The organism is Bacillus sp. HMF5848 (assembly GCF_003944835.1).
Taxonomy (GTDB): Bacteria; Bacillota; Bacilli; order Bacillales; family HMF5848; genus HMF5848.
Genome location: NZ_RWIV01000001.1, coordinates 1,287,387 through 1,313,540 on the forward strand (window position 1 = coordinate 1,287,387; position 26,154 = coordinate 1,313,540).

Here is a 26,154-nt window from a genome sequence, read left to right on the forward strand (position 1 = left end):
TGCGATTTTTTTTACACTTTATTAATATAGAAGAAACAAATCATCACTTGAGTTTTTTTACTTTTTTGAGACGGTTTTAACAAGATATATTGCTAATTACAAAAAAACTAATTTGCTTATTAGGCAACAAAAAAACGTTAAAAGCTAACTTCGTATTTTGATTTATTGATATTAAATTTACATTAGTACAAAAAGTACCTTCAGGTGAATTCATATAAAAAAACTATCCGCTGAATAAAACGGATAGTTAGTTTGTATTATCGTTTCTTACGTCCTAATCCTACTGCTCTTTCAACTTTTTGAAGCGTTTTACGAGCAACTCGGTTCGCTTGCTCTGCTCCATTATCGAGGATTTGATCAAGCTCTTCAGATTCCATTAATGCATTGTATTTTTCTTGAATAGGTCCGAGTGTTGCTATGATGGCCTCTGCAACACCTGCTTTAAATTCCCCGTATCCTTTGCCTTCATATGCTTGTTCTAGCTCTTGAATACTTCTACCTGTAAATAAAGAGTAAATAGTTAACAGGTTAGCCACACCTGGTTTATTTTCAACGTCGTAACGAACAGTGCCTTCTGAATCAGTTACAGCACTTTTTACTTTTTTCTCAATTGCTTTAGCATCATCGAGCATAGATATAAATGCTTTTTGGTTTGCGTCAGACTTACTCATTTTCTTCAACGGATCTTGAAGACTCATAATACGAGCACCTTGTTGTGGAATACGAGGTTCTGGAATTGTGAAAATTTCACGATAACGTTTATTAAAGCGGTCAGCAAGGTCGCGAGTTAATTCAAGATGTTGCTTTTGATCCTCACCAACAGGGACGATGTCCGTGTTATAGAGAAGAATATCAGCGACCATAAGTGGTGGATAAGTAAGTAATCCAGCTGATACTGCTTCTTTACCTGCAGACTTGTCTTTATATTGAGTCATTCGCTCAAGCTCACCTACATAAGCTGTACATTGCATAATCCATGCTAATTGTGAGTGTGCTGGTACCTCTGATTGAATAAATAATGTAGATTTTTCTGGGTCAATGCCGCATGCGATATACAATGCGGCTAAGCTTCGTATGTTTTTTCTCAGTTCGGTTTGATTTTGCGGTACTGTAATAGCGTGTTGGTCAACAATACAAAAAAAGCATTGATTCTCTTCTTGCATAGGAACAAAATGGCGTAGTGCACCAAGGTAGTTACCTATTGAAATTGTACCACTAGGCTGAATGCCGGAAAAAATAGTTTTCATTACTGCAGCTCCTTTTAAAAAATGTCTTTTGTTCTTGTCTTATGTATTAGCCATGTGAAGCTGTGGAGTTGGGTTTCACTCTAGTAAGCTCACTAGATGCAACAGACGATTGATAGCCTTGTGTCTGGAATGGTCTGCCGTCTATCATTGTTCGAGCAAACGTTAATTTATTTAACACCCTGAAACTTTTTAGCACAAGAAGAATATGTACTAGTGTTTTTGAGGAGTTATGCGCCTTACGGCTAAATCAACAACTGTCCTTTTTCTATCACTTGCCCCATTACCACAGCATGAAAATAAAAAAGGCCTATTCATCTCCTCAAAAAAGGGACGAATAGACCGCGGTACCACCCTGATTACTTCTACTAATTATAGAAGTCACTTATCCTCGTAACGTGAGGCAACGTTATAGCCTAATTAGTGTTGTCACTGTTCGGTATAAGACTCTAAAGGCCATTCCATATTGTGAAATTGCTTGCTTCCACCTGCCGCAAACTCTCTTAAAAATCTCATCAACATGTACTTATCTTTGTCATTGTCATTACATATAATTTTTTTTTATTATATAGATTTTTACAATAATTTGCAACAATTGAGTAACATTCTGTCTATTAATTCACAAACCACCTAGAGAGGAAAAAACTAAATCATAAAGCTGATTAAAAATGACAAGATAAACAATAAAGATCCGCATAAAAAGTAACTGTTCATGGTTCTAAATGAAAAAGTAGGATATTTAATTTCTTCATCAATCATTTGTTCAATCACATTTGTACGTTTGGCAAAGCGTTTAAAAGAATAAATTATACCACTCATAAATCCTGTTTGTAACACATATTGCATTCCTGCCACACTTAAGTAAAGAACAGACATAAAGAACAGGAAGTTTACAAATGATATATAGGAGAACCCCTTCGCATTAATCAGCATGAATAGGAAGGAGAGAAGGACAGCAATTATAAGTAATTTAATGAATTTCAAGTTTCCACCCCTTTTGCGCATAAAATAATACTACAAAAACAATATATACTATATAAGAAAAACTTAAAAGCGATTCGTTGTTAATCATCTGTTTGAAAAAACATAATAGTAATGCTTATTGTAACGTTAAAAAGATTTAAAAAATTAAGTCACATAGGTCTTATTGACTATTTTTAGTACGATAAAGCCCTATTATCAAGGTGTTGTAAAAATTATGTTAAAAAAACATCGTGGAAAACTATTTGAAAACTTGTATAATGAAAACTTGTGAAGGGGATTCATATTTGCATTAACTTGTGAATAATTGTCACAACTTTTAAACAGAAAGAGGAGGAAAAGAGAACATGAAAAATACTAAATTGTATTTCGCTCTAGTTCTTGCACTAGTGTTTAGTTTAACTCTAGCTGCTTGTGGAACTGCAGATAAAGAGCAAACAGACAATAACGCTGCTGGAGAAGGCGAAACAACTCAACCAGCTGCTGAACAAATTTTCAATTTCTATGAATCATCTGATATCCCAACAATGGATACAACACAAGCGGAAGACGGTACAAGCTTCAACGCAATGAACCAAGTATTTGAAGGTTTATACTCATTTTCAAATGAGGGTGGCGTGGAGCTAGGTATGGCTGCTGAAGAACCAACTATTGAAGAAAAAGAAGGCGAGTTTGTTTATACATTCAAGATTCGTGACAATGCTAACTGGTCTGATGGTTCCCCTGTAAAAGCAGAAGATTTCGTATATGCTTGGCAAAAAGCATTAAACCCAGATACATTATCACCTTATGCTTTCATTTTTGATATCGCTGCAATTAAAAATGCTGCTGAGATTCAAAATGCTGATTCTGAGCTTTATGGTAAAGTTGAGGAATTAGGAGCTAAAGCTATTGATGATAAAACATTAGAAGTGACAGTAACAAAAAATATTCCATACTTTGCTGATTTAATGGCATTCTCAACATTTTTACCACAACCTAAGGCATTCGCTGAAGAAAAAGCAGACAAGTACGCTTTAGAAGCTGATACTATGCTTTACAACGGTCCATTCAAAATGACGGAGTGGAACCATGGTGCTGGTTGGGTATTCAAGAAAAACGAAAACTATTGGAATGCAGACGTTGTAACACTAGAAACAGCTAACTTTAAAGTAATTAAAGAAAGCTCTGCAGCTCTTAACCTTTATAAAACAGGTGAGATTGACCGTGTTGGTTTAAGTGCAGACGATGTTGAAATTCATAAAGAAGAGCCTGAGTTCGGAGTAAAGTTAGGTACTACTTCTTACTTCTTCCGTATGAACCAACAAAATCCAGCATTAGCTAATAACGACATTCGTAAAGCTTTATTCTATGCTTACGATCGTAAAGCATTAGTTGATATTTTAATTAACAACGGTTCAATCGCTTCTCGCTTCTGGGTACCACAAGATTTCGTATTTGGTCCTGACGGAAAAGACTTCCGTGAGGTAGCTCCTGATGGTTACTTAGAGAACAACAATGTTGAAAAAGCCCTTGAACACTGGAATAAAGGTCTTGCTGCTTTAGGCACAGATACAATTGAGTTAGAGTTCTTAACAACTGATAACGATTTTGCTGTTAAGCTTGCAGAATACGCACAAGCGCAATACCAAGAAAAATTACCAGGCATTCAAATTACAATCAACAAACAACCTTGGAAGCAATTTTTAGAAATTCAAGGTGCAATGGATTATGATCTAGCAACTGGTGGTTGGGGTCCTGACTATCCAGATCCAATGACGTTCATGGATTTATTTATTACTGACAGTGCAAATAATGAAATGGCGTATTCAAATCCAAAGTTTGATGAATTAATTCTAGGTGCTTATGAAGAACAAGATGCTGCAAAGCGTTGGGCTATGCTTCAAGAAGCAGAGCGTATCTTAATTGAAGAAGACACAGCTATCATCCCAACATACCAAAAGGGTGCATCTTTCTTAATGAAGGAATATGTACAAGGTTACACAACACACTCATTTGGTCCAGATTATAGCTTGAAATTCATAACGATTGAAAAGTAAGTTTTTACTTTACTTCAATCAGGAGAGTATATGTTCCTGACATATACTCTCTTTTTTCAATAATAAGCGAAATATGTCGAATATAAATATTTTTTCGAAATCTTACTAGGAGGTGCTGTTATTGTGGGACGTTATATAACAAGCCGTGTAATCTCTATGCTTATCACATTTATAATAATTGCCTCAGCCACATTCTTCTTAATGAAGCTATTACCAGGCTCTCCCTTCAACAATCAGGAAAAGCTATCTGATACACAAATTCACGCGTTGAATGAAAGATATGGTCTGAACGATCCGTACCCTGTACAATATGCAAAATACATGGGGAATTTGTTTCAAGGAGATCTTGGCGTATCATTTCAAATGGATGGCCGTAGTGTAACAAAAATTATTAGTGAGCGTATTGGACCATCTGCATACTTAGGTTTCCAATCTATATTTATTGGAACGTTAATTGGTCTTATTCTTGGAATTGTGGCTGCTTTAAAGCACAATACACTACTCGATTATGGAACGATGGTTATAGCCGTACTCGGGATTTCGATACCATCCTTCGTTGTTGCGGGACTTTTACAATTCTTCATTGGTGTAAAATTACAATGGCTACCCGTGGCGTATTGGGAAGGCTTTACTTATACGATCATGCCAACGATTGCATTGTCTGCTGGTGTAGTAGCTACTATTGCTCGTTTCATGCGAACTGAGATGCTCGAAGTATTAAATCAAGATTATATAACAACAGCATATGCTAAAGGTCTATCTGGTTTAGCTGTTATTCTTAAACATACAATTCGTAATGCGTTGATCCCTGTTATTACCATTTTAGGTCCGTTAACAGTGGGCTTGATGACAGGATCATTAGTTATCGAGAAGATATTTGTTATCCCAGGACTTGGTGAACAATTCGTTGTGTCAATAATGACAAACGATTTCCCAGTTATTATGGGAACTACTTTGTTCTTTAGTGCCTTGTTTATTGTGATAATCTTATTAGTTGATATCTCTTACGGTATTATTGATCCAAGAATTCGTTTAGCAGGAGGGAAAGATTAATGAGCTTGGAATATAAAAATTTAGATCAAGACTTATTCCAGCCTGCAACGATTGATGAAAGTGAACGTGAAAAAATCGCAGGTGAGAGTACTGGATTTTGGAAAGACGCATGGCGTCGTTTAAAGAAAAATCCTGGAGCGATGATAGGAATTGTCCTTATAGGTATTATTGTTCTCTTAGCAATATTTGGTCCTATGATGAACGATCATAAATATGATGAACAAGACTTATACCGTGCAAAGTTACCAGCTAAGGTTCCTGTCTTAGAAAATATTCCTTTTTTAGGTCTTGATGGACATGATATTCGTGGTGTGGACCAATATGAAAGAAAGCAAGTTGACGAGTACTTCTGGTTTGGTACGGATGAATTTGGCCGTGATAACTGGACACGTGTATGGGAAGGTACCCGCATTTCAATGTTTATTGCACTCATGGCAGCATTTATCGATTTAGTTGTCGGTGTAGCGTATGGTGGAATTTCTGCTTATTACGGAGGGCGTGTAGATAATTACATGCAGCGTATTATCGAAGTGTTAGTAGGAATCCCGAATTTAATTGTAGTTATTCTTTTAATCTTAATTCTACAGCCTGGTGTTACATCTATCATTCTTGCGATGGTTATTACAGGTTGGATTGGGATGGCCCGTATTGTACGTGGTCAAATTTTAAAGTTAAAGAATCTCGAATTCGTGTTAGCATCTAGAACGCTAGGTGGTTCACATAATCGACTCATTCTTAAACATTTAATTCCTAATGTTCTTGGTCACATTATTATTACAACAATGTTTACAATTCCGTCTGCGATTTTCACAGAAGCATTCTTAAGCTTCATTGGATTAGGTATTCGTCCTCCAGTCGCATCACTTGGTACTATTATCAACGATGGATTTAAGAGCTTACAAACGTACCCACACTTAGTGGTGTTCCCGGCCATTATCATCAGTACTATTATGATTGCATTTAACTTAGTTGGTGACGGTCTGCGTGATGCTTTCGATCCAAAATTACGTAAATAGGAGGAGATGGTATTATGAAAAAAATATTAGAAGTTAAAGATTTACACGTCTCCTTCGACACGTATGGAGGAGAAGTCCAAGCGGTTCGCGGTGTTAACTTTGAATTAGCAAAAGGAGAAACATTAGCGATTGTTGGGGAATCGGGTTCAGGTAAATCTGTAACAACAAAAGCGTTGATGCAGTTGTTACCTAAACCAGCAGGAAGAATCAAAAATGGTGAAGTAATATTTGAAGGTAGAGACATTGTTAATATGTCAGAGCGCGACATGCAAAAAATTCGCGGTTCTGAAATCTCTATGATATTTCAAGATCCAATGACATCATTAAATCCAACGATGAAGGTTGGAAAGCAAATTATGGAGCCACTATTGAAGCATCAAGGCTTAAGTAATAAGCAAGCACATGAGCGTGCGTTAGAGTTGCTTCGACTAGTTGGTATTCCTGGAGCGGAAGTAAAAATCCATCAATATCCTCACCAATTTTCTGGTGGGATGCGTCAACGTGTTGTTATCGCAATGGCATTAGCGTGTAATCCTAAGGTTATTATCGCGGATGAACCGACAACAGCTCTTGATGTTACAATACAAGCGCAAATCCTTGAACTAATGAAGGATCTACAAAAGAAAATTGATACATCAATTATTTTTATTACCCATGACCTTGGGGTAGTTGCAAACGTAGCAGATCGTGTAGCTGTTATGTACGCAGGGAAAATTGTTGAAACTGGTACAGTGGACGAAATATTCTACAATCCAAAGCATCCTTATACATGGGGATTGTTAGCTTCTATGCCGGACTTGGATGTAGAGGATACAGAATTAGCTGCTATTCCTGGTTCACCACCAGATTTGTTAAAACCACCTAAAGGCGATGCTTTTGCGCCTCGTAACCCATACGCTATGAAGATTGACTTTGAAATGGAACCACCAATGTTCAAAGTGTCTGATACGCACTATGCGGCTACATGGTTATTACATGAACAAGCACCGGCTGTTGAGCCACCGGCAGCAATCAAGGTTCGTCGTCAGAAATTCAATGCATCACGGAAAGAGGGGTGAGGAGAATGACTGAAAAATTAGTAGAGATAAAGAACTTAAAGCAATACTTTAAAGTCGGAAAAGGGTATGTCAAAGCTGTAGATGGTGTATCTTTTGATATATATCGTGGGGAAACTCTTGGGCTTGTAGGTGAGTCAGGTTCAGGTAAATCTACAACAGGTCGTTCTGTTATTCGCTTGTATGATGCAACGGATGGTGAAGTGTTATTTGAAGGTAAAAACGTGCACGGTAAAATGTCACGTAAAAACCTTCTTGAATTTAACCGGAAAATGCAAATGATTTTCCAGGATCCGTACGCATCTTTGAATCCTCGATTAACTGTTGGGGACATTATTGCTGAAGGTATTGATATACATCGTCTAGCTTCTTCTAAAGAAGAGCGCATGAATAAAGTACATGAATTACTTGAAACTGTTGGTTTGAATAGAGAGCATGCGAACAGATACCCACACGAATTTAGTGGTGGACAACGTCAACGTATAGGTATTGCCCGTGCATTAGCGGTAGAGCCTGAATTCATCATTGCTGATGAACCTATATCTGCCCTAGACGTTTCAATCCAAGCACAAGTAGTTAACCTTATGAAAAAGCTCCAAGCTGAAAAAGGTTTAACATACTTATTTATTGCCCATGATTTATCAATGGTTAAATATATAAGTGATCGTATTGCTGTTATGTATCGCGGTAAAATTATGGAGTTAGCAGAAAGTGATGAGTTATATCGAAATCCAATGCACCCATACACAAAATCATTATTATCTGCTATCCCATTACCGGATCCAGATTATGAGCGTAACCGTACGAGACACACGTATGATCCATCTATGCATCAATATGGACCTGATGAAACACCTGAATTAAGAGAGGTTACTCCAGGTCACTTTGTATCATGCTCAGAACGTGAATACGAACAATTAAAAAAAGAAACGATCTCATAAGACCTATGAGGTCGTTTTTTTTTGCTGTTAAGCTTTGTTGTTGATGTTCGCTTTACAGCGCTCGCTTTCCGCTAGGTAGTCGTGACCCTTTGACAACAGGATGGTGGTATGTGTGCCATTGTCGACAATGCGCCAGCACATAGGAACTTGTGTTAGCTCTTGAATGAATTGGCATTTGCATACTCCTTTATATTCGAATAGGAGGAGAGTGCTTTATTAATACTAATAGCAACATCAAATTTCATCTTTGTGTTACTGTAAAAAAGGAAGTTTCATGACATATGATCAAGTATTTATAAAATTCCCTCTGCTAAATTACCTATCCTTGACATATAATTAATTAGGAAATATTTCATGTCAAAAAATGTCCAAACACCTCATAATTTGTATTATAATAGAAATATACTTATATTTTGCGGGGGTACTAGATATATGGGAAAAGCATTGCAGCGTTGGTGGGTACTAGTCATTTTTCTCATGATGCCACTTAGTCTTTTGTTTACACTACCATCTTTGGCAGCTGAGGAGAAAAAAGTTTACACGGTTGATTCGCATCCTCTTAAGCAAACACAATTAATTAAAATTGAGCTTCCTGAGAAATTGCCACGTTTTACATTTCAATCTGGTTTTACTTTTGAATATCCAGATGCTATTCGAGGAATTTATGTGACATCCCATTCAGCTGGTGGAAGTCGAATGGAAAATTTACTAGAGCTTGTTGATAGCACTGACTTAAATGCGATGGTAATTGACATTAAGGACGATTATGGTTACTTAACATATGTACCAGAAGAAGATTCTCCATATGCACCGATTGGGAAAAATTATATAAAAGATGTTACGGATATGCTAACAGTACTTGAAGAAAAGCAAATATATCCGATTGCTCGTGTCGTAGTATTTAAAGACACCATCTTAGCAGGTATGAGACCTGATTTATCGTTTAAAGAACAAAATGGGCAAGTATGGAAGAATGGCCGTGGCGATTCGTTCGTTAATCCATTTCTAAAAGAAGTATGGGATTATAACGTAGGCATCGCTATTGAAGCTGCAAAGCTTGGTTTTGCAGAAATCCAATTTGACTATGTTCGCTTCCCTGAAGGCTTTGAGCGTCGTGACGATATTCTTGAATACGGTATGGGCGATTATGAGACCATACAAATGGACAATGTTCAAAAACGTGTAGAAGCAGTAACTGACTTTGTTGCATATGCAAAAGAAAAGCTTGAACCATACAATGTAAAAGTATCGGTCGATATTTTTGGGTACACAGCAACATTACCAGAAGCACCAGGCATTGGGCAAAACTTCTCTAAAATTTCAGAACATGTTGATGTTATCTCATCCATGATCTATCCAAGTCACTGGACATCGTATTTTGGCATTGCTAAACCAGACTTAGAACCATATAACCTTGTCGCTGAGTATATAAAGGTTGAAAAGAAAAAGCTTGATGAGCTTGAATCACCCCCAATCTCTCGACCATGGATTCAAGACTTTACAGCATCATGGTTAGGTAAAGGCAACTACAAAGTGTATGGCAAAGCAGAAGTAGAAGCCCAAATCAAAGCTTTAAATGACGCAGGTGTAACAGAATATTTAATTTGGAATGCTGGTAACTCGTATACAACTGGTGTAGATTATACACCTTAAAAAAAAACGAATTTTAATAAAACTATACAGCCTTAATACAAAAATGTTTAAATATAATTTGAAAAACAACACATGGCCAATGTCATGTGTTGTTTTATTGCACGCGGTGCGTTATTTTGTCCGTTTATGCAGTTACACATATGCATAATCAAATGTGTGAGAATCGTGTTGGACAGTTGTACAATATTTTAGCGATAAAAAAAAGCTGAGAGATTATCTCTCAAGCCCATTTTATACACCTTTTAGTACATTATCAGCATCTCTGTCTTCATCGTACGTTAAAACATCATCAACATCTTGATATTCTTTTCCGTAGATCTCTTTGTCTTTGTATGTATGGATTTTTTCATACGTTTGCTTCATTGCTTCAAAGATAAGCTGCTCTGACTCATCTGTAGGAGACCAATATAAAATCTCCATTTGATTAATTTCGTTTGTGGCTAATGAGCGTCGTTCATATCCAATCGATTGGGCATGTTCGAATCCCTCACGTTTATAGAAGCGAAGACGTTTTTCAGTGTCTGTGTCTTCATAGTCTACAGGCTCAACCTCTAATATGATCGGTTTCCCATGCTGCTTTAATTTTTCAATAAGCTTATGGCCTAACCCTTGCCCACGTGTTTTTGATGAGACAAATAAATAATCAATAAAAATAAACAAATCGAATTCGGCATACATAAGTACGTGATCCGGTCCCTCATCCTTGTGGTAAACTTCACTTTTTTCTTTTAATAAAAGTTCCATATGTTTCTTTGACTTCATTTCTTGAATGGGAAAATATTGATTTAATTTTTCATACCAGTTCATAATAAGTTCTCCTTATCACTTTTTTTCACTTACTAGTATAACACATTATCGCCTTACAAAAAGTGGGAAATAACCGGTTGTGTTTCTTTATATAACATTTCCTTCTTTTCATAATGTTAATCATCCGCTACAATAAGGGTATGTAAGTGTTTACATACAGAGGGGGATGTACATGCTCGAATATTTCTTTGATTTTACAATATTTGCAGTTATCGTTATTGGAATTACGGCTACAATGGGAGTAATCGCATGTGGAATTGGTGAGAAGTTCTTTAGTGGGAAAACAGGGACGGAGAGCTTTGATCACTCAGCTGGTATTCAAAATAATTGGAAAATGGTCGGCGGAAAAAAATAATTATGAAAGGGTAATCAAATTACAGATGTAATTGATTACCCTTTTTATACGTCTGTACAATAAATCTAAATTAATGTCTAGCTCTTGCTACCAACGTTTAGGGGAAACATAACGGTTTTTCCTTAATTCATGATGACGCTGATCTGGCGCTTTGCGCGTTGTTTTTACATAAACACTCCACAGCTAGTTTGTTTGAGCTCGTTTTTTATCAATTTTTTTATCAAAGCTCTCATACAGAACGGGTATAAACAACAGCGTTATACACGTTGATGTGAGTAATCCAGAGATAATTACAATCGCCATTGGCTGTTGTACTTCTGTCCCTTCTCCGAGTCCGAGCGAAAGGGGTAGCAAGCCAAGAATGGTAGTAAAAGCAGTCATAAGTATCGGCCTTAACCTAGTAGGACATGCCTCAAGTATAGCTTCACGTGTTGAATGCCCCGCTACTTTTAACTGATTAATATAGTCGACTAAGACAATAGCGTTATTAACAACAATACCCGTTAAGATGAGAAGACCTATGAGTGAGCCAACACCGATAGGTTGATTTGTTATGAGTAAGCCTATGAGTATTCCTATCAATGTGAGAGGAACTGAGAACATGATAATAAAGGGATAGAAGAATGATTCAAACTGTCCAGCCATCACCATATATACGAGTACAACAGCTAAAAGAAGAGCTAATGTAAGCTTGAAAAATGCATCATTCATCTGTTCATCTTGTCCGCCAAATGTAATCTTGTATCTACTATCTGGCAACGTAATGTGCTGACGAAGGAGACTCTCAATCTCATCATTCACACTTCCAATGTCTCTCCCAAATACATCAGCCGTTAAGGATATTTCTCGCATACGATTTGTACGAATGATTCTTGTTGGTCCATTATCTCTAGTAAAAGATGCAATTGCCTTTAATGGAACAAAATCATTCATCTGTGTTTTAATTAACATATTCTCCAACTCATCCTGTGATTTAATTCCGTTCTCCTCGAACACTAAGCGTATTGGTAACTCTTCACCATTTTTAGTAAATTGACTTGCTACAATTCCTTGTGTGGCATCGGAAATGGTTTTCGCTAGCTGCATACTTCCAATACCTAATGAGTAAGCAACGTCCTTAAATACAGCGACAGATAAAAGTGGATTCCCGGTAGAAAAGTTACTATCTAATTCACGTACACCCTCAACTGTTACGATTAATGCTCGTACATCCTCAGCAAGCTTCTGCAATGTTTGAAGGTTAGGACCTGTTATTTTTAAAGAAACAGGATCAGCGGCAAAACCAGTGTCACTAGCGGAAACTTTAGCTTCTATGATAGAAGGAATGTCCTTTAGCAACTGTCGCATTGTATCTGCTATTTCTACATCACTTCGGTCTCGTTTACTTGGTGCTGTAAGCATAATCGTGTAGTTAAGTTTATTAGACTGTGAGCGTGCGCCAACTGTGAAGGGGTCATTCCCGCCTATTGTTGTATATAGTATATCTATATCATCTACAGTAGCTAATTTCTTAACAATTGTTTCTGAGGTAGAAAGACTTTGGTCAATTGAGTGACCAGGAGGCAAGGTTGCCTCAATAGAAATCATACTCTGGTCTTGTGCAGGTAAAAATTCCGTTCCTAAAAAGGGCACGATAACGAAGGATAAAATAAAAAGTAAAGTAATACTAAAAATTGTTACTCTACGATTGTTTAATGCTTTTTCAAGCACAGCTTTATATTTGTTTTTTAACAGTTCTTGATGTTTACTCTTTGCGTTTTGTGTATCTTTTAATTTTAAAAATAATGAAGCAAACAACGGTACAATTATTAACGCAGTAAACAAGGAAGCTAACAATGAAAATGCAATAACTTGGGCAAGAGGTTTAAATAGCTGTGCTGCCAAACCATTGACGAAGACAAATGGTAAAAATACAATGATTGTCGTTAATGTTGACGCTATAATCGCTGTTCCAATTTCTGAGGATCCCATGATGGCTGCTTTTTTCATAGGATAATTTAATTGACGATATCGATATATATTTTCTAAGATAACTATCGCATTATCGACCATCATGCCGACACCAAGAGCTAGTCCACCTAACGTTAGTACGTTCAAGGTTTGCTTGGAAAAAAATAAAAATACAAACGTTGTAACAATTGACAAAGGAATTGCTAAAAATATAATCACTGTACTGCGAAAATGCTTTAAAAAAACAAACAAAATTACTGCAGCAAGTCCACTTCCAGTTAAAATATTTGAAAGAACAGCACGTAAAGATTGATTAATAAATTTACTTTGTTCAAATACTGCGGTTACTTTATATTCACTAGGTAATGTTTTTTGAATTTTTTCTAATGTTTTTTGCACTTGTTTAGTGACCTCAACAGTGTTAGCGCCTGACTGCTTATACACTGTTATTCCAACAGCAGGTTTATTATTTAATAGAGAAATTTGATTAATTGGTGCATATCCTTCTTCAATTTGAGCCAAATCTTTTAGTTTTACAAGACCTTGATTAGTAGGGATTTGTATATCCATAACATCGTAGACCGAAGTAAACTGACCTGTGACTCGGATTGGTATCGTCTCATGTGAACTGCGCAGCTGTCCGCTAGGTATATTTAAATTTTCGGACGCAATAATTTGTTGAATAGTTTCTAGCGTCACACCATGATGAAGCAGCTTTGTTTGATTAAGGTTTACTTTGATTTCCTTCTCGCGGCCACCCTCCACATAGACAGCTGCTATGCCTTTTACTGACTGTAAACGTGTTTTGATTTCATCATTGGCAATTAACTTCGCAGTGTTCATGTCATTTGTATCGGTCGTAACAGCAAGCTGTATAATTGGAAAATCACTTGGATTAAACCTCATCACTCTAGGGAGCGCCATTGTGTTTGGTAAATATTCACGAGCCATATCGATTTTTTCGCGAATTTGTAACGTAGCTACATCCATGTTCGTGCCCCAAACAAAGGAGACAATTATTAAAGCAGTTCCAGTTTGTGATATGGACGAAATCGATTCAACGTTTGGAATCGTGCCAATCATATTTTCCAATGGATCCGATATAAGCGCCTCTATCTCTTCAGGACCAGCACCTTCGTAATTCGTTGTGATAACAGCAACAGGAAACGTCATGTCGGGAAACAAATCTACGGCAATATTTTTAACACTCACCATACCAATAATCAGCATAAAAATAATAACCATCGTCATCGCGACCGGGCGCATAACTGCTAATTTTGCTAAATGACTCATATGAAAACTCACTTTCTGATCTGATAAGCTATAATTTTATTGAATATCAATCGTAATTCCATCGCGCAGACGTTCTTTTCCGTTCACGATGATATGTTGTCCTTCTTGAAGGCCTGCTAATATTTGAACATGCTCGCCTTCTCGTATACCAACTGTTATCTTTTTTTTCTTTGCTATACCATTATGAGCAATATAAACGTAAGGCTGACCAGTATTATATAAAATGGCGTCGATTGGTATAACTAACGCATCTTGAACCTCACTTGTTATAATCGATACAAAACCTTTACTTCCACTCTTGATTTCTTCATTATCATTGCCAAGTGACATTTCAATTGGAAACATTTTTGATTGTGGATCGATTAATTGTGAAACCTTTTTGACTTTTGTTTCGTATGTACTAGTAAGACCGTTAAAAGTAACTGATGCCTCTTGCCCTGTAGAAAGCTCTGATACTTGATAATCATTTACGTATCCGATTACTGTCATGGGAGTAAGGCGTGCTAATGTTGCAATAGGTGTCGTTGGTGTAGCGATGCTGTCATTTTTAACTGATATATTTAAAATTTTTCCATCGCTTGGAGCAACAAGCTTTGTTTGACGAAGTGCTGTTTCAATTTCAGATAAAGCTGCTTTTGCTTCAACAACCTGTTGCTGAAGAAGCTGAATATGTTCAGTAGCCATAGTTAGCTGAGTATTCAATTGTTGAAGCTCCGATTGCTTTGACATGATTTGTACAAGCTTATTTATAGCTGCTATCGGTTTCCATGAATGCATAGTTAGGTTCTCAAACTGCTCTGCTGAGTATGTGAGCTCTGCATGAAGACTTTGTATACGTGAATTAAATGTTATATCAGAGTCAGTTTTGGCTTGCTCTAGCCTGTTATACAACTGTTGTACAGTGTTGTTCAATGAATCGTATCCTTGTTGTAGTTCATCATTAGCGAGTTCAATTAATAGCTGTCCTTTTGTTACAGTATCACCTGTTTTTACATGTACATGTTTAACAATCGTAGGTTGGGGAACAACAATAGGGATTTGCTGTGAAGGTGTTGCTACAACTGGAAGAGTAATGCTTTCTTTAACCGTTTTATGTATTGCTTTAATGGTAGTGACAGGGATGCTTGCACGCTGAGACTCGTTATTTATGGTAATTTCTCGAACAGAGCAACTGGTACCTAAAAGTAATACACAGATTAATACAATGTATTTTTGCATATACACCACCTCAATACGTAGCGTACACATTTTTTACCAAAATGATGTATGAAGGAATGTAAAAAATAGAAATAAATGCTGAGGGGTCAAGTTTTGCAAATATTGTCGTACAGTTTTTGTATAACTTATTATAGTTTTTTCGAAAAACATATATCTTTCTTAAAAGGATTATTGTATAATAATCAATATATATTACTTAATTAAATTAATTTCAATTTAATATTGTTTATGAATTACTTATATATAGAAAAAACAAGGGATGAATAGAAATTAATTCTCAAATAGGGGAGTGGATTGAAAATATGGTTACATTGTATACGTCACCTAGCTGCACATCATGTCGAAAAGCAAAGGCTTGGTTAGATGAACATGAAATTGAGTATGTGGAGCGTAATATTTTCCAAGAGCCTTTGTCTATAGATGAGATTAAGGAAATCTTGCGAATGACTGAAGATGGTACTGATGAAATTATCTCAACACGTTCAAAAATATTCCAAAAGCTCAATGTTAATCTAGAAACGATGCCACTAAATGACTTGTACACATTAATACAAGATCATCCAGGTCTTTTACGTCGACCAATTATTATAGATGCTAAACGTCTACAAGTTGGATATAACGAAGATGAAATTCGTCGCTTTTTACCAAGACGAGTACGTACATTCCAACTTCGTGAAGCTCAAAGACTTGTAAATGAATAAATTATTAACGAGCTCCTGTGCTGTTTGCAGGAGCTTTTTTTTGCAAATAGGAAAGCATAGATGCAACTACACCTCTGTCTTCGCCTTAAAGCTAACCAATCAGTGAGTTTTCTTTATGTCATTTAAGAAAAAGGCTAGTGGTTTTTTAATTATAGTAATAAGTATGTAGAACATATGAATATGCTGTTTAAAAAGACCCTTTCTATTCGACGGCGTATAGAAAAGCATGGTGCATGTGATGAATGTCTAACACCAGGCGCCAATGCTCAAGCGAAAAATATAAATTAATTTTTCATCTGATGGGTAAAACAAAAATCAAAGTCTCCTTAGGCACAAGCCAAATCGTCTCTGGAGGTTGGAACTTCCAGCATAGTGTACACAACGTAACAGTACGCTACCGTCAAGTGGTGATTTGTTGCAACTGCCTACTTCAAGCATAAAGAAAAACACCTGACTAACTCGTTCAGGTGTTTGATCAATAATCAAAGTTCACTTATGCTTGTGATTTAACTCGATTTGTTATGTACCCGAGGAGTACGGTTGCCACTGCAGCTACTGTTGGAATGAGTAGCAGTAACGATTCATGAGTATCAAAGACAAAGGATAGTTGCTGTTCACCGGTAATCATGCGGCCAGCTGAAACTGCTAAGATGGCACTTCCAATGTATATAATAATAGGGTAGCGATCCATAGCATATAAAATAAACTTGCTGCCCCATATTATGATTGGAATTGAAATTAATAAACCAGCGACAACGAGGGCAGTATTTCCATCAGCGGCTCCCGCAATAGCTAGTACATTATCTAGTCCCATCAATATATCAGCGGCTACAATTGTACCGATAGCACCAAGCACAGTGTTATTTGCTGAAACTCTTTCCGATTCATCGTTATCTTCTACTAGTAGTTTGAAGGCAATATACAATAATAGTACGCCTCCAATTAAGTGAAGATAAGGAATTGTTAATAAGTAAACAGCGACAACAGTTAATGATACTCTAACAATAATAGCTAGGGCTGTACCAGCAACTATCACAATATTCCTTTTGTTTTCAGGTAAATTTCGACTTGCTAAAGCAATCATAATAGCATTATCGCCGCCTAGAAGTATATCAATTCCAATGATGAGTAGAATCGATAGTAAGGTTTCTATTTCCAATTTTAAACCCCCACCTGTCTTGTCCACTTTTTAACAATATACAATTAAAAGTTCCATCATATGACTAATAAATAGGTATTCGTTCGTTTTTTTATAAAAAAAGTTTATTATTTCCCTTCTTAACATATTTGTCATACAATATAAGTACAAGGTTTTATGGACACAGCAAAAATTTATGATAAAATAGATTAATCAAAATGTATTTTGGTAATAGTGTAGAGACAAGGATTTATTTTCAGTAAAGCGTGAGAACAAATGTCCGTTAGTATATGCAAAGAGCTAAATGCTCGGGGGTATTAATTCCCTTCACTACACTTATTCAGAAGGGAGAGGTTCTGACATGGAAATCGAAAGAATAAATGAGAACACTGTAAAGTTCTTTATCTCGTATATGGATATCGAGGAGCGAGGATTTGACCGGGATGAGATTTGGTACAATCGTGAACGTAGTGAAGAGTTATTCTGGGAAATGATGGATGAAGTTCATCATGAAGAAGACTTTTCCGTTGAAGGACCACTATGGATTCAAGTACAAGCGCTTGATAAAGGTCTAGAAGTTCTCGTAACGAAAGCGCAGCTATCAAAAGATGGTCTTAAATATGAGCTACCTGTTATAGATGATAAATATAGAGATTTACCTGTTGATGATAAAATAGAATCACTGTTAGATGAACAGTTTATGAAAGATGAAGACTTTGAGGGTGATGATGAAAATGGTGAACTACTTGAGTTTTTAGTTCGCTTCCAGGATTTTGAGGATCTCATTTCACTTGCCCACCGTTTCAACTTCGAAAATATTGTTGATCGCTTGTATTCATATGAAAATAGATATTACTTGTATATTGAGTTTATAAATGCTGAAGAACAAACAGAAGATGAACTAGATACAATTATAAGTAAACTACTTGAATATAGCTATGAAAGTACGATGACAATTCATCGACTTGAAGAATACGGCGCGAAAATTATAGACGAGAATGCTTTACAAACAATTAGAGAAAATTTTCCTTTAAAATAAAAGCCGATTTCATATTTGAAATCGGCTTTCTTTTGGGCTAGAGCCGCAGGAATATCCGATGACCGGGAGACAGAGTGTCGACAGCACAACAAGTTGTTGACCAACACTTACTTGATATGAAGATTTCACAGTTAATGACTGCGAGCAATATATTGGAGAAAAAAAGTTACTCAGTTTTTATTATCATAAAATATTTATTTAAGTATCTTGTTCAATGGCTTTCATATATACACCAAACTATTCGGAAAGCTAGGTGGGATTTTGAAAAATTACATACGCCTACTGCTATTAATTGGAATTATAAGTCTCGTTTCTTATTTTACTCGCCAATACTGGGAAGGATGGCTATTTGGTATTATAAGTGTCATTTTCACGTTATCGGTGATCTTTATCGGGTTTGTCATTTTCTTTGAAAATCGTCATCCTACTCAAACATTAACATGGATTATCGTATTAGGAAGCTTCCCGATTGTAGGGTTTGTTTTCTATATATTATTTGGTCAAAATTATCGTAGAAAACGTTTATTTGAGAAAAAGGCTATTATTGATGAAGAAACAATTACTAAAGTTGAATCTGAACGTGATTGGAGTAATACAAAAATCAATGAGATGGGTGAGCATCAACGCCTTCTCTTTAAACTAGCTCAAAAATTGGGGAAAAGCCCAATATCATTTGCGAGTGAAACGAAAGTATTAACGAATGGGGACGAAACGTTTACCGCAATTTTTGATGCATTAAAGAATGCTAAGCATCATATACACCTTGAGTATTATATCGTTCGTCATGATGAAGTTGGGCAAAAGTTAAAAAACATCCTTAAGGAAAAGGTTCAAGAAGGAGTAAAAGTTCGTTTTCTATATGATGCGGTAGGGAGCTGGCGGCTTTCTAAAGATTACATGGTGGAACTTCGCAACGCAGGGGTGGAAATGGTTCCGTTCCTACCTGTTAAGTTGCCATTTTTAAACAACAAAATTAATTTTCGTAATCACCGAAAAATAATTGTAGTTGATGGACAAATTGGCTTTATGGGCGGATTAAATGTTGGTGATGAATATTTAGGTAAAAATGAGTATTTTGGTTTTTGGCGTGATACTCATTTGTATATTCGTGGCGAGGCTGTTCGGTCCTTGCAACTTATATTTTTACAGGATTGGTACTATATGACCGGTCATTCGTATTTGTTGCCTAGTTATTTAACAGCTACACCAGTTGAAACAAGTGGAGGTGGAGTGCAACTTATCGCAGGAGGTCCTGATAATGAATGGGAAATTATCAAAAATCTTTTCTTCTCGATGATTGTGTCTGCTAGAAAATCTATTTGGATTGCGACGCCGTATTTTATTCCGGATGATGATATTGCGACAGCATTGAAAGTGGCGGCCTTAAGTGGGATTGATGTACGAATCATTGTACCAGAACGTCCGGATAAACGAATTGTGTTTTATGCATCTCGTTCATATTTCCCTCTGTTATTAGAAGCAGGTGCGAAAATATATGAGTATCAACAAGGATTTTTACATAGTAAAATCATAATTGTTGATAATGAATTAGCATCAATAGGTACCTCCAATATGGATATGAGAAGTTTTCATCTGAATTTCGAAGTAAATGCCTTCTTATTCAAGACAGACAGTATTGAGAAGCTTGTTAGTGATTTTCAGCAAGACTTAAATGCATCTTCACAAATACATTACTACACATTTAAAAAACGACCTATTTGGCAAAGAGTCTTTGAATCCACATCAAGACTATTGTCTCCGCTGCTATAAAAAAGTCATAAGTTCTGTAAGTTGGATGGTATTGGTATCATCCAACTTACAGTTTTTTTGTTTAAATGTGTATGAGTAAGGTTGCAAACTATGAGGCTGGACTGGATGTTTTGTACTTTCGTATAAAAGGGTGGAGTGATCGCGCGAATAAGGATAGTGACCGCGCGAATAAGGGGTGTGACCGCGCGAATAGGTGGAGTGACCGCGCGAATAGGTGGAGTGACCGCGCGAATAGGTGGGGTGATCGCGCGAATATGAGTGTGACCGCGCGAAAAGGGGGTGTGGCCGCGCGAATAGGTGGGGTGATCGCGCGAATAAGGGGGTTGACCGCGCGAATAGGTGGGGTGATCGCGCGAATAGAGATGTGACCGCGCGAATAGGTGGAGTGACCGCGCGAATAGGTGGAGTGATCGCGCGAATAAGGAGTGAGGTCGCGCGAATAGAGGTGTGACCGCGCGAATAGGAGGTGTAATCGCGCGAATAGGAAGTGAGATCGCAGATTACAGTATGTCACGCAGAAAATACATACAACATAAATGGACAACAAATATATACATATTTTTCACAAATTGTATATAAAATTCCTTTTAAATGTATGATAGGATGTCATTGTCAAAAGAAAGGATGTGATATCGTATGTTCACAGCAAGCTTAGCTGATGGGACATTAATCAATTTACTGCAAAATAACTATTCAAAAGAAGTGCTTGAAAGGCTACGCAATAATGACAGTTTCTTTTGTCCAGATTGCAAAAGCCCGGTGATGTTAAAACTAGGCGAGAGAAAGATACATCACTTTGCACATTATCAATCTGCCAATTGTTCTATAGGACATGAACCAGAAACTGCTGACCATATGGCTGGCAAAAAGCTACTATACGATTGGTTGTGTCAGCAAAAATTAAATCCACAAGTAGAGCATTATATTTCGAGCATTAAGCAGCGAGCAGATGTTTTTGTCGAATGGAAAGGCTGGAAAATCGCCTTTGAATACCAATGCTCAACGATTTCCCCTTCGTTATTAAACTCCCGAACAACATCATATGTGCAAGCTGGATACACACCGGTTTGGATACTCTCTCATAAAAAAGCCAACTTTAAATCGTTTTCCAAATTTCAATGGTCGTTTATTTGTGATTTCATAAATAAACATGGAGTCCTATTGAGCTTAGATACAAACATGAAGTCGCTTTATGTGACACGCCCTACACCAATAGCCACAAAACAAGTTATTAGTAGTCAAAAACGTCTTCAGTTATCCTCTACTACTTCGTTAACAACTTGCCAGCGGGTAATTTCCGAGGTGCAACCGATTATTACATACAAGCAATGGCTATCAATAAAAAATAAAAACAGAAGTATGATATTTCGTTTTATTGATAAAAAAAAGTATGCTTTGTTTCAGAATTTATATTTAGCTCACATCCCACCACCATGCTTCCCGGTAGAGGCAGGGTGGCCGGTTCGTGCGATGCATTGGATTGAACAGCCTTGTTATATGTGGCAATTATGGATTCTACTAGATAATATTATTCAAAAGAAATCTGATTTAATTTTTCTAAATGATATTCTGAAGAATTTTTATAAAAGAGTTCAAATGAATCATATTTCACTTCGAACACTCCCTCTCGTGAAGCATTCTAAACCAGAGGATGCCATTGAGCATTATGTACAACTCCTAATAGAGGTGGGGGTGTTGGAGGAGGCCGGCGATTATTCGTATAAAATCGTTAGAGAATTGCTCTATCCAAGCCATGAAAATGAAGCGCTCGATTGCGATGTAAAAATGGCTCGCGAGCTTATTGCTCATACATAACATCGTGCCAGTATTCACACACTATCTCCGAGGTGAAGATTATGTTTGAGAAAAAGAAGAAACGTAATGGTGGCAATGTTTTAACATCTGTTATAGCGGTCGGGTTAGGAGCTGCTGCCTATTCCGTTGCACGTGGTGCGCAGAGAAAAGCGAATGATAAGCAGGTAGAAACGGATACAACTATACCTGAACTGTACAAAAATGGGGATTTTTAAAAAGTTATAGGTGAGCACCAAATCAATGTGCTCACCGACTATTATTTATTTTGTTGATTCTGCTTTTTCTAGTAAAGTATTAGCAAGCTGAGATAGACTACCAGTCGTATCATTTACTTCACCGATAGCATTTACGATGATATCGAGATCAGATTTATTTCGCTCAAACATTTGAATATAGTTGTCCATTTCCATTTTTACCGTAACAAAGCTCGTTTTGATATCATTAATTTTTTTATCAGATTGTTTTGTTGAGCCATTCATTTCATTAATTAAGCCTAGTAAGTTATTAATATTTTTATTACTTTCTGAAATTAATGCACTAATATTACTGCTTGTCTGTTTTGATGTTTCTGCTAATTTTCGTACTTCTGAGGCGACAACGGCAAAGCCTTTCCCATGTTCACCTGCTCTTGCCGCTTCTATAGAGGCATTCAAAGCAAGTAGGTTAGTTTGGTCAGCTATTTCCTCAATTTGTCTAGTCATCGTTGTAATCTGCTCAGCTATATTTTTGATAGAGTCAACGCCATCTAGAGATCGTATGGCTTTTTCGAGTACCTCCTGGAAGACAGAAGACATATTGTTTACTTCTGTTTCGTTTTGAGACATAAGATTAATCAAATTCATACTACTTTTTTGTGTGTTAGTAGTATCTTTAAATATTTGGTGTGCTTTGCCGCTCGTTTCATGTATTAGTGCTTCCGTTTGTTGAACGGAGGCAGCTACTTCTTGACTTATGTCTGTTAATTCCTTTTGAAGCTGTTTATTCTGCTCATTTAATTCGCTTACTTCGTTAATACGTACTTGTAAATAATGATCAACAACAAGTTGGCAATCGAGATTAATAGCTTGTGTTACAGCCACTAATGCATCAGCTAGCACTTTAGGGTTGTCTTGATAGAGCTCGACAATCTTTGGTATTAATAAACTTTGCATTGTACCATACGTGGCGATAAACCAATTAATAGGTAAAGTTACGTTATTGTGAGTATTACCCATATGCTGGCGTAATTTTAAGTACTCCTCATTAATATCCCCGCTAAATAAACTTTTAAAGTATATCTTAAATACGCCCTTTAAACGATCATGAGAGGAGTGAGACTTAGCAATTCGTGCAACAGCTGGCTGCTTATAAAGATGCTCTAAAACGGTGTCTAACACTTCATCGAGTATAGACTCTATCACCGGTTGTAAATCTCGAAGAAGCTGTAAATGCTCCTGGTTATAATCCATGTATGTTAGACGGTCTGCTAAGCTTTTGTTTGTGACGGGAATTGATGCAGCATCATGGTTAAATTTCATCGTTGCAGCATATGTGTTAGCTTTCTTTTTAAATATCATATTGTCCTCCTGTTTTGTGTACATGTTTTGTGAAATATATGTATAGGTATATTATACATGTAATTGAAAAATTTTGTAACTAAAATGCAACAAGGTTCGACAGGTTGAATAGAATTTTAGAAAAATCATGACAATAGAAGTGATATCAATGGAGACTTATAGGTTTTTTTTGTATGATAAAAGAGTATAGGAGGGATACATAATATGTCAGAAAAAACAAATGTTCAAACGTTACCAAAGCGTGATGAATTAAAGATTGAAGATACTTGGAGATTAGAGGATATCTTCACGTCTGATGAGGCATGGGAACAAGAATTTAAAGCAGTAAAGGAGCTTATGCCAGGAGTTGAGCAATTCCGTGGTAAACTAGGCGAATCAGCAAAAACATTGTATGATGCTTTACAATATCAAGATGAAGTAACTATGCGTGTAGGGAAGCTTTATACATATGCACATATGCGTTACGATCAAGATACTACCAACTCATTTTATCAAGGTATGAATGATCGCATTACAAATTTATACACGCAAATTGCGAGTGCTCTTTCTTTTATCGTACCAGAAATTTTAACGGTGGATGAAGATAAGTTAAAGTCGTTCTTACAAGAAAGTGAAGATTTAAAGCTGTATGAGCATACGTTACACGATATTAACCGTCAACGTCCACACGTACTGACAGCTAGTGAAGAGGCATTACTCGCTGAAGCTAGTGAAGTAATGGGCTCATCAAGCAATACATTCGGCATGTTAAATAACGCTGATTTATCTTTTCCAACGATTAAAGACGAAAATGGAAATGAAGTTGAAATTACACATGGTCGTTATATTCGCTTTTTAGAATCAGGTGACAGACGAGTACGCGAAAAAGCGTTTAAAGGTGTTTATAAAACGTATGGCAGTTTTAAAAATACATTTTCAAGTACATTAAGTGGTACTGTAAAAAAAGACAATTTATACGCAAAAGTTCGTAAGTATGCAAATGCTCGTGAAGCAGCGTTATCAAATAACAACATTCCTGAATCTGTTTACGATAATTTAGTGAATACAGTTAATGATAACTTACATTTATTACACCGCTATGTTGATTTGCGTAAAAAGGTGTTAGGTGTTGACGAGCTACATATGTACGACTTGTATACACCACTTGTAAAAGATGTAAAAATGGAAATTCCATATGGTGAAGCAAAAGACATATTGCTAAAAGGATTAGCGGGTTTAGGCGAAGAGTATGTTGGCGTTCTTAAAGAAGGCTTTGACAACCGTTGGGTCGATGTGCATGAAAATAAAGGCAAGCGAAGTGGTGCGTATTCTTCTGGTACGTACGGAACAAATCCGTATATCCTCATGAATTGGCAGGATAATGTAAATAACCTATTTACATTAGCACATGAGTTCGGCCACTCAGTGCATAGCTATTACACACGTAAGCATCAACCGTATCCGTATGGCGATTACTCTATCTTTGTCGCTGAAGTAGCTTCAACATGTAATGAGGCGTTATTAAACGATTATTTACTGAAAACGATTGACGATGATAAAAAACGTTTATACTTGTTGAATCACTATTTAGAAGGATTTAGAGGTACCGTATTCCGTCAAACGATGTTTGCTGAGTTTGAACATCAGATTCATGTAGCAGCTCAAGAAGGAGAGGCTTTAACGGCTGATTCATTATCAGAAATGTATTACGATTTAAATAAAAAATACTTCGGTAACAATATTGTAATTGACGATGAGATTAGTCTTGAATGGGCACGTATTCCTCATTTCTATTACAACTATTATGTATACCAATATGCAACTGGCTTTAGTGCAGCAACAGCGTTAAGCAAGCAAATTCTTGAAGAGGGTCAACCAGCAGTCGATCGCTATATAAATAAGTTCCTAAAAGCGGGAAGCTCTGATTATCCTATTGAAGTATTAAAGCAAGCGGGCGTTGATATGACGTCACCACAGCCTATTAAAGAGGCATGCTCAGTATTTGAACAAACATTAACCGAAATGGAAAAGTTATTATAAACATGAACAAAGAGACGAGTGATGAATGCTCGTCTCTCTTTTTAATGTCATTTATATATGGTATAGGTTTTCTTGAAAAACGTAGAGGAACTCTTGAAAAGCAGGCTAGAATTCTTGAAAAACGCAGGAAATCTTGAAAAACACGCAAAATTTCTTGAAAAGCGTAGAGAAATTCTTGAATACCAGATACAATTTCTTGAAAAAAGGACAGAATTTCTTGAAAAATGCAGGAAATCTTGATAAACACGCAAAATTTCTTGAAAAGCGTAGAGAAAATCTTGAATACCAGATACAATTTCTTGAAAAAAGGACAGAATTTCTTGAATAATGCTGGTATTCTTGAAAAACACGCAAAATTTCTTGAAAAGCGTACAGAAATTCTTGAATACCAGATACAATTTCTTGAAAAAAGGACAGAATTTCTTGAATAATGCTGGTATTCTTGAAAAACACGCAAAATTTCTTGGAAACCGAAATAAAATCTTGAAACCAACAAACTATTTCTTGAAAA

General features: G+C 36.5%; 19 protein-coding genes, 2 pseudogenes and 1 other annotated feature. Of the genes and pseudogenes, 13 read left to right on the plus strand and 8 right to left on the minus strand.

What is annotated here, in order from left to right; translation table 11 throughout:
* Positions 1-257: 257 nt before the first annotated feature.
* Complete coding sequence (gene trpS / locus EJF36_RS06135) at positions 258-1,247, minus strand: tryptophan--tRNA ligase (protein WP_125905472.1); 990 nt, start codon at positions 1,245-1,247, stop codon at positions 258-260.
* 323 nt (positions 1,248-1,570) lie between these two features.
* Positions 1,571-1,792: a binding site (T-box leader), on the minus strand.
* A 97-nt stretch (positions 1,793-1,889) separates the two neighbouring features.
* Entirely contained in the window at positions 1,890-2,228 is a 339-nt protein-coding gene (locus tag EJF36_RS06140) for a DUF3899 domain-containing protein (RefSeq protein ID WP_185806828.1), read from the minus strand.
* A gap of 344 nt (positions 2,229-2,572) precedes the next feature.
* On the opposite strand from EJF36_RS06140, the gene EJF36_RS06145 reads away from it, so the two are divergent.
* The 6 genes from EJF36_RS06145 to EJF36_RS06170 all read left to right on the plus strand — a co-directional run bounded on the left by EJF36_RS06145 (position 2,573) and on the right by EJF36_RS06170 (position 9,982).
* Positions 2,573-4,264 (plus strand): peptide ABC transporter substrate-binding protein, encoded by a 1,692-nt coding sequence (locus tag EJF36_RS06145; RefSeq protein WP_125905474.1) that lies wholly within the window; start codon positions 2,573-2,575, stop codon positions 4,262-4,264.
* Between the two features lie 156 nt (positions 4,265-4,420).
* Complete coding sequence (opp3b, locus tag EJF36_RS06150) at positions 4,421-5,317, plus strand: oligopeptide ABC transporter permease (protein ID WP_260471978.1); 897 nt, start codon at positions 4,421-4,423, stop codon at positions 5,315-5,317.
* The gene (opp3C, locus tag EJF36_RS06155; RefSeq protein ID WP_125905476.1) at positions 5,317-6,333 is read left to right on the plus strand and encodes an oligopeptide ABC transporter permease; all 1,017 of its coding nucleotides are present in this window, start codon (positions 5,317-5,319) and stop codon (positions 6,331-6,333) included. The genes opp3b and opp3C overlap by 1 nt, the downstream gene beginning before the upstream one ends.
* A gap of 14 nt (positions 6,334-6,347) precedes the next feature.
* Complete coding sequence (locus EJF36_RS06160) at positions 6,348-7,391, plus strand: ABC transporter ATP-binding protein (protein WP_125905477.1); 1,044 nt, start codon at positions 6,348-6,350, stop codon at positions 7,389-7,391.
* 5 nt (positions 7,392-7,396) lie between these two features.
* The gene (locus tag EJF36_RS06165; protein ID WP_125905478.1) at positions 7,397-8,329 is read left to right on the plus strand and encodes an ABC transporter ATP-binding protein; all 933 of its coding nucleotides are present in this window, start codon (positions 7,397-7,399) and stop codon (positions 8,327-8,329) included.
* A gap of 432 nt (positions 8,330-8,761) precedes the next feature.
* Positions 8,762-9,982, plus strand: a complete 1,221-nt coding sequence (locus EJF36_RS06170) for a putative glycoside hydrolase (RefSeq protein WP_125905479.1) — start codon at positions 8,762-8,764, stop codon at positions 9,980-9,982.
* A 231-nt stretch (positions 9,983-10,213) separates the two neighbouring features.
* Here EJF36_RS06170 and EJF36_RS06175 read toward each other — a convergent pair whose 3' ends face one another.
* On the minus strand, positions 10,214-10,789 hold the full coding sequence (locus EJF36_RS06175) for a GNAT family N-acetyltransferase (protein ID WP_125905480.1): 576 nt from the start codon (positions 10,787-10,789) through the stop codon (positions 10,214-10,216).
* Positions 10,790-10,961: 172 nt separating this feature from the next.
* Here EJF36_RS06175 and EJF36_RS06180 point away from each other — a divergent pair, with 172 nt between their 5' ends.
* Positions 10,962-11,144, plus strand: coding sequence for a hypothetical protein (locus EJF36_RS06180; protein ID WP_125905481.1), 183 nt, complete (start codon positions 10,962-10,964; stop codon positions 11,142-11,144).
* A gap of 183 nt (positions 11,145-11,327) precedes the next feature.
* Here the strand turns inward: EJF36_RS06180 and EJF36_RS06185 are convergent, their stop codons facing one another.
* Both EJF36_RS06185 and EJF36_RS06190 read right to left on the minus strand, forming a co-directional pair.
* Complete coding sequence (locus EJF36_RS06185; RefSeq protein ID WP_125905482.1) at positions 11,328-14,387, minus strand: efflux RND transporter permease subunit; 3,060 nt, start codon at positions 14,385-14,387, stop codon at positions 11,328-11,330.
* Positions 14,388-14,423: 36 nt separating this feature from the next.
* Complete coding sequence (locus EJF36_RS06190; RefSeq protein ID WP_185806829.1) at positions 14,424-15,605, minus strand: efflux RND transporter periplasmic adaptor subunit; 1,182 nt, start codon at positions 15,603-15,605, stop codon at positions 14,424-14,426.
* 302 nt (positions 15,606-15,907) lie between these two features.
* Between EJF36_RS06190 and spxA the strand changes: the two genes are divergently transcribed.
* On the plus strand, positions 15,908-16,306 hold the full coding sequence (gene spxA / locus EJF36_RS06195; protein ID WP_125905484.1) for a transcriptional regulator SpxA: 399 nt from the start codon (positions 15,908-15,910) through the stop codon (positions 16,304-16,306).
* 493 nt (positions 16,307-16,799) lie between these two features.
* Here spxA and EJF36_RS06200 read toward each other — a convergent pair whose 3' ends face one another.
* On the minus strand, positions 16,800-17,465 hold the full coding sequence (locus EJF36_RS06200) for a TerC family protein (protein ID WP_125905485.1): 666 nt from the start codon (positions 17,463-17,465) through the stop codon (positions 16,800-16,802).
* Positions 17,466-17,805: 340 nt separating this feature from the next.
* On the opposite strand from EJF36_RS06200, the gene mecA reads away from it, so the two are divergent.
* From mecA to EJF36_RS21315, 4 genes are all read left to right on the plus strand, one after another.
* Entirely contained in the window at positions 17,806-18,483 is a 678-nt protein-coding gene (gene mecA, locus EJF36_RS06205) for an adaptor protein MecA (protein ID WP_125905486.1), read from the plus strand.
* 261 nt (positions 18,484-18,744) lie between these two features.
* On the plus strand, positions 18,745-20,253 hold the full coding sequence (gene cls, locus EJF36_RS06210; protein ID WP_125905487.1) for a cardiolipin synthase: 1,509 nt from the start codon (positions 18,745-18,747) through the stop codon (positions 20,251-20,253).
* Between the two features lie 636 nt (positions 20,254-20,889).
* A complete protein-coding gene (locus EJF36_RS06215) occupies positions 20,890-22,068 on the plus strand; it encodes a competence protein CoiA (RefSeq protein ID WP_125905488.1) in 1,179 nt (392 codons plus the stop codon).
* A 41-nt stretch (positions 22,069-22,109) separates the two neighbouring features.
* Positions 22,110-22,283, plus strand: a complete 174-nt coding sequence (locus tag EJF36_RS21315; protein WP_185806830.1) for a hypothetical protein — start codon at positions 22,110-22,112, stop codon at positions 22,281-22,283.
* Positions 22,284-22,328: 45 nt separating this feature from the next.
* Here EJF36_RS21315 and EJF36_RS22150 read toward each other — a convergent pair.
* A pseudogene (locus EJF36_RS22150) lies at positions 22,329-22,757 on the minus strand (methyl-accepting chemotaxis protein); the annotation flags it as partial.
* A 342-nt stretch (positions 22,758-23,099) separates the two neighbouring features.
* Positions 23,100-23,648 (minus strand): annotated as a pseudogene (locus tag EJF36_RS22155) (protoglobin domain-containing protein); the annotation flags it as partial.
* 180 nt (positions 23,649-23,828) lie between these two features.
* Between EJF36_RS22155 and pepF the strand changes: the two are divergent.
* Positions 23,829-25,643 (plus strand): oligoendopeptidase F, encoded by a 1,815-nt coding sequence (gene pepF / locus EJF36_RS06225; protein ID WP_125905490.1) that lies wholly within the window; start codon positions 23,829-23,831, stop codon positions 25,641-25,643.
* Positions 25,644-26,154 lie beyond the last annotated feature (511 nt).

Coding starts and splice junctions, on each gene's coding strand:
- EJF36_RS06215 (WP_125905488.1), top strand. CDS start 20,890: ATGTTCACAGCAAGCTTAGCTGATGGGACATTAATCAATTTACTGCAA.
- EJF36_RS06160 (WP_125905477.1), top strand. CDS start 6,348: ATGAAAAAAATATTAGAAGTTAAAGATTTACACGTCTCCTTCGACACG.
- EJF36_RS06190 (WP_185806829.1), bottom strand. CDS start 15,605: ATGCAAAAATACATTGTATTAATCTGTGTATTACTTTTAGGTACCAGT.
- EJF36_RS21315 (WP_185806830.1), top strand. CDS start 22,110: ATGTTTGAGAAAAAGAAGAAACGTAATGGTGGCAATGTTTTAACATCT.
- opp3b (WP_260471978.1), top strand. CDS start 4,421: ATGCTTATCACATTTATAATAATTGCCTCAGCCACATTCTTCTTAATG.
- EJF36_RS06185 (WP_125905482.1), bottom strand. CDS start 14,387: ATGAGTCATTTAGCAAAATTAGCAGTTATGCGCCCGGTCGCGATGACG.
- EJF36_RS06145 (WP_125905474.1), top strand. CDS start 2,573: ATGAAAAATACTAAATTGTATTTCGCTCTAGTTCTTGCACTAGTGTTT.
- pepF (WP_125905490.1), top strand. CDS start 23,829: ATGTCAGAAAAAACAAATGTTCAAACGTTACCAAAGCGTGATGAATTA.
- mecA (WP_125905486.1), top strand. CDS start 17,806: ATGGAAATCGAAAGAATAAATGAGAACACTGTAAAGTTCTTTATCTCG.
- EJF36_RS06165 (WP_125905478.1), top strand. CDS start 7,397: ATGACTGAAAAATTAGTAGAGATAAAGAACTTAAAGCAATACTTTAAA.
- spxA (WP_125905484.1), top strand. CDS start 15,908: ATGGTTACATTGTATACGTCACCTAGCTGCACATCATGTCGAAAAGCA.
- trpS (WP_125905472.1), bottom strand. CDS start 1,247: ATGAAAACTATTTTTTCCGGCATTCAGCCTAGTGGTACAATTTCAATA.
- EJF36_RS06180 (WP_125905481.1), top strand. CDS start 10,962: ATGCTCGAATATTTCTTTGATTTTACAATATTTGCAGTTATCGTTATT.
- EJF36_RS06170 (WP_125905479.1), top strand. CDS start 8,762: ATGGGAAAAGCATTGCAGCGTTGGTGGGTACTAGTCATTTTTCTCATG.
- opp3C (WP_125905476.1), top strand. CDS start 5,317: ATGAGCTTGGAATATAAAAATTTAGATCAAGACTTATTCCAGCCTGCA.
- EJF36_RS06175 (WP_125905480.1), bottom strand. CDS start 10,789: ATGAACTGGTATGAAAAATTAAATCAATATTTTCCCATTCAAGAAATG.